Source organism: Mesorhizobium sp. M7A.F.Ca.US.006.04.2.1 (assembly GCF_004022915.1).
GTDB lineage: Bacteria > Pseudomonadota > Alphaproteobacteria > Rhizobiales > Rhizobiaceae > Mesorhizobium > Mesorhizobium ciceri.
The window spans coordinates 1-3,720 of the sequence record NZ_RZQA01000659.1 but is presented as its reverse complement, the minus strand read 5'-3'; the positions used below and the strand labels follow the sequence as shown (position 1 = coordinate 3,720).

Below are 3,720 nucleotides of genomic sequence, written 5' to 3'. Positions count from 1 at the left end.
GCTCAAGGGCTCGCGATGCCGCGAGCAAATTCTCGGCATAGTTTCTGGGATCAAAAACAATGAACGCCGATGCCGGTGGCGCTGACAGTGCAACAGCGGCAACAAGGGCACCGGCGGCGGCTATGCGGCGGATGCGGTGACGTGCAGGAACGGACTTCATGGAGAAACCTCCTTTGCGGATTGGTCGATGACGTTGGTCAGATCGGGGATGAGGTCGGCCGCCCAGGGAAGACCCCGATCGGCAAGCCAGGCCTCGAGGAAATGGTCTCGGCCTGCCTCAGCGATTATCCGATCAATCGCCGCCTGGTCGGACTTCGAGGACGCAGCGCAAAGCGCCAGCGCGATCGGACCGAGGCCTAATTCGAACAGCCGGTTCCCGCGCCGCGACTGGCAGTAGTAGTCGCGCTTGGGCATCGCTCGGGCGACGATCTCGATCTGGCGATCGTTGAGACCGAAGCGCCGGTATATCTCCGTGATCTGTGGCTCGCTCGCGCGCTCATTCGGCAGGAACAGCCGTGTCGGACAGCTTTCGACGATGGCCGGCGCGATCAGGCTGCCGTCGATGTCGGAGAGCGACTGCGTGGCGAAGATAACGGAAGCGTTCTTCTTCCTCAGCGTCTTCAGCCATTCGCGCAGCTGATCTGCAAAGCCGCCATCATCGAGGCCCAGCCAGCCCTCATCGATGATCAGCAGTGTCGGCCGGCCGTCCATTCGCTGTTCGATGCGGTGAAAGAGATAGGCAAGCACGGCCGGTGCCGCACCGGTGCCGATCAGCCCTTCGGTCTCGAACGCCTGTACGGATGTGTCACCAAGACGTTCGTGCTCGGCATCGAGCAGCCGTCCATAGGGACCGCCGATGCAATAGGGCCGGAACGCCTGCTTCAGCGACGATGATTGCAGCAGCACCGTCAAGCCGGTCAGAGTTCGTTCCTGAACCGGGGCGGAGGCCAGTGATGTCAGTGCTGACCAGAGATGTTCCTTCACCTCCGGCGTGACGGGGACGCCTTCGCGCAGAAGAATGTCGACAAGCCAGTCGGCTGCCCAGGCGCGTTCGGGAACGTGGTGGACGCGGCCAAGCGGCTGAAGCGAAATGGTGTCGATGTCGTCTGACAGATCCGCCAGGGTCAAAAGGGCAAGCGGATCGTGCGCTCCCTGCCCGTTCGACGCACTGCTGCCGAGATTATGCCAGTCTCCCGCCATGGCGAGCATTGCCGCGCGGATCGAACCACCAAAATCGAAGGCAAAGATCTGGCTGTTCCCGTAGCGCCGGAACTGCAGGGCCATAAGTGCCAGCACGACCGACTTGCCCGCGCCCGTCGGACCCACGACAAGGGTGTGACCGACATCGCCGACATGAAGGCTGAAGCGGAACGGCGTCGCGCCTTCAGTCCTGGCGAAGAACAGCGGCGGTGCGCGAAAATGCTCATCCTCAACCGGTCCCGCCCAGACTGCCGAGAGCGGGATCATGTGGGCGAGGTTCAGCGTCGATAGTGGCGGTTGGCGGACGTTCGCGTAGACATGGCCGGGAATGCTGCCGAGCCAGGCTTCGATGGCGTTGATCCTCTCGGCGATGCATGTGAAATCCCGCCCCTGGATGACTTTCTCGACCAGGCGGAGTTTCTCGTCCGCGATCGACGGATCGGCATCCCACACAGTGAGCGTCGCCGTGACGTAAGCCTGTCCGATCTGGTCGGAGCCGAGGTCCTGCAGGGCCGCGTCCGCATCGGCTGCCTTGTTTGCCGCGTCGGTGTCGACCAGCACGGATGCCTCGTTGGTCATCACCTCCTTGAGGATCGCGGCGACGGACTTCCGCTTTGCGAACCACTGCCGGCGGATCTTCGTCAGCAGCCTGGTCGCATCGCTCTTGTCGAGCAGGATCGCCCGCGTCGACCAGCGATAGGGGAAGGCAAGCGCATTGAGATCGTCGAGGACCCCCGGAAAGGTAGTGGTCGGGAACCCGATGATAGTCAGCGTGCGCAGGTGGATGTCGCCCAGTCGCGGCTCCAGTCCACCGGCAAGCGGCTGGTCGACCAGAAGTGCATCGAGATGCATCGGTGTTTCCGGAACCCGGACACGATGACGCCTGGTCGAGACCGTCGAGTGCAGATAGGTCAGCGTCTCGCCGTCGGCGAGCCATGCAGCCTCTGGAACAAAGCCTTCGAACAGATCCAGCACACGGTCGGTACGGTCGACAAAGCTCTTCAGCAGTTCCCGGGGATCGACGCCGCTCCTTTCCCGGCCTTCGTAAAGCCAGCTCTCCATCCGCGAGAGGTCCTCGGCCGGCGGCAGCCAGACGATGCTGAGAAAATAGCTGGTCTCGAACAGCTCTCCGTCCGGCTGGCGACCGCTCCACTGCAACGGGCCTCGGCCGCTCCTGCTCTCGAACTGCTCGCGCCGTTCGATGTCGAGAAGCGCAGATGCAGAATCGGGGAACCGGCTGTCAGGATAGTCGGTGGCCGGGTTGCGCTGCGCTTCGACGAAGATCGCCCAGCCAGAGCCGAGACGGCGGAGCGCGCCGTTCAGCCGCGCAGTCGTACCGACCAATTCGGCCGGCGTAGCGGAGTCAAGATCGGGGCCCCGAAAACGGGCGGTTCTCTGGAATGATCCATCCTTGTTAAGCACCACGCCCGGTGCAACAAGTGCCGCCCAGGGCAGGTAGTCGGCCAAACTGGACGGGCGTCTACGGTATTCGGCGAGGTTCATCATGAGAAAAGCCTCTCAGCATCCAAAATGCGCGGGATAGCGAAGGTGCCGGCGAACGACGTCGACGAACTGCGCATCGCGCTTGGCCGCCCAGGCGGCGGCGAAATGCCCGATCGCCCAGATGACAAGGCCAACGATCCAGAGCATCAAACCCAGGCCGACCGCACCGGCCAGCGTGCCGTTTGCGATGGCGACCGCACGCGGCGCGCCGCCGAGCAGGATCGGTTCGGTGAGCGCTCGATGCACGGGTGCGAAAAACCCGCGGACTTCGTCGTCCATCAGATCAGCGCTCCGCCGCCGAAAGAGAAGAACGACAGGAAGAACGAGCTCGCCGCGAAAGCGATCGACAGTCCGAACACGATCTGGATCAGGCGCCTGAAGCCTCCGGACGTGTCCCCGAAGGCGAGCGAAAGGCCCGTGACGATGATGATGATCACCGCCACGATCTTGGCGACCGGTCCCTCGACAGATTCGAGGATCTGCTGAAGCGGTTCTTCCCACGGCATGGAAGAGCCCGCGGCGTGGGCAGGCGCGATCATCATCGCGGCGACGGCAATCGTTGCTGAGATTGGGAGCGCCGCACGAACCTTGCGGATGGACGATGACGTGAAGCGGATCTGATTCATTCTGGAGCTCCATGAGGGATTGGGGATTGGCGATTGATTTGGTTGTCGAGCTTGGCTTCGAGCGTGCGGTAATCGCCGGTGTCGGGATCCAGCCCTTCCACCCAGGCGATCTCCACGAGGCGACGCCCAGCGCCCCGGCCAGCAAGGACCGCGATGAGGTCGATGGTTTCGGCAATGAGCGCGCGTGGGACCACGACGACGGCCTCCTGAATGAGCTGCTCGAGACGGCGCAGTGTGCCAAGGGCGGAACTGGCATGGATGGTGCCGATGCCGCCGGGGTGGCCGGTGCCCCAGGCTTTCAGCAGATCAAGTGCCTCGGCGCCGCGCACTTCGCCAATCGGGATGCGGTCGGGGCGAAGCCGCAACGACGACTTCACCAGATCGGACAGGG

The 3,720-nt window shown here is 63.4% G+C and carries 4 protein-coding genes; all 4 read right to left on the bottom strand.

Features of this window, described 5'->3' with window-relative positions; translation table 11 throughout:
* Positions 1–156: 156 nt before the first annotated feature.
* Positions 157–2,706 carry a conjugal transfer protein TrbE gene (trbE, locus tag EN925_RS27490; protein ID WP_128337061.1) on the bottom strand — a complete coding sequence of 850 codons (2,550 nt, stop codon included), beginning with the start codon at positions 2,704–2,706 and terminating at the stop codon, positions 157–159.
* Between the two features lie 12 nt (positions 2,707–2,718).
* Positions 2,719–2,982, bottom strand: coding sequence for a VirB3 family type IV secretion system protein (locus tag EN925_RS27485; RefSeq protein WP_127370619.1), 264 nt, complete (start codon positions 2,980–2,982; stop codon positions 2,719–2,721).
* Positions 2,982–3,245 (bottom strand): TrbC/VirB2 family protein, encoded by a 264-nt coding sequence (locus tag EN925_RS27480; RefSeq protein WP_245461199.1) that lies wholly within the window; start codon positions 3,243–3,245, stop codon positions 2,982–2,984. The genes EN925_RS27485 and EN925_RS27480 overlap by 1 nt, the downstream gene beginning before the upstream one ends.
* 80 nt (positions 3,246–3,325) lie before the next feature.
* Positions 3,326–3,720, bottom strand: a 395-nt coding sequence (locus EN925_RS27475; protein ID WP_164894425.1) for an ATPase, T2SS/T4P/T4SS family, incomplete at its 5' end; no start/stop codon positions are given.

Excerpts from the sequence above, each read along its gene's own strand:
- EN925_RS27485 (WP_127370619.1), bottom strand. The coding sequence starts at position 2,982 with ATGGACGACGAAGTCCGCGGGTTTTTCGCACCCGTGCATCGAGCGCTC.
- trbE (WP_128337061.1), bottom strand. The coding sequence starts at position 2,706 with ATGATGAACCTCGCCGAATACCGTAGACGCCCGTCCAGTTTGGCCGAC.
- EN925_RS27480 (WP_245461199.1), bottom strand. The coding sequence starts at position 3,245 with ATGATGATCGCGCCTGCCCACGCCGCGGGCTCTTCCATGCCGTGGGAA.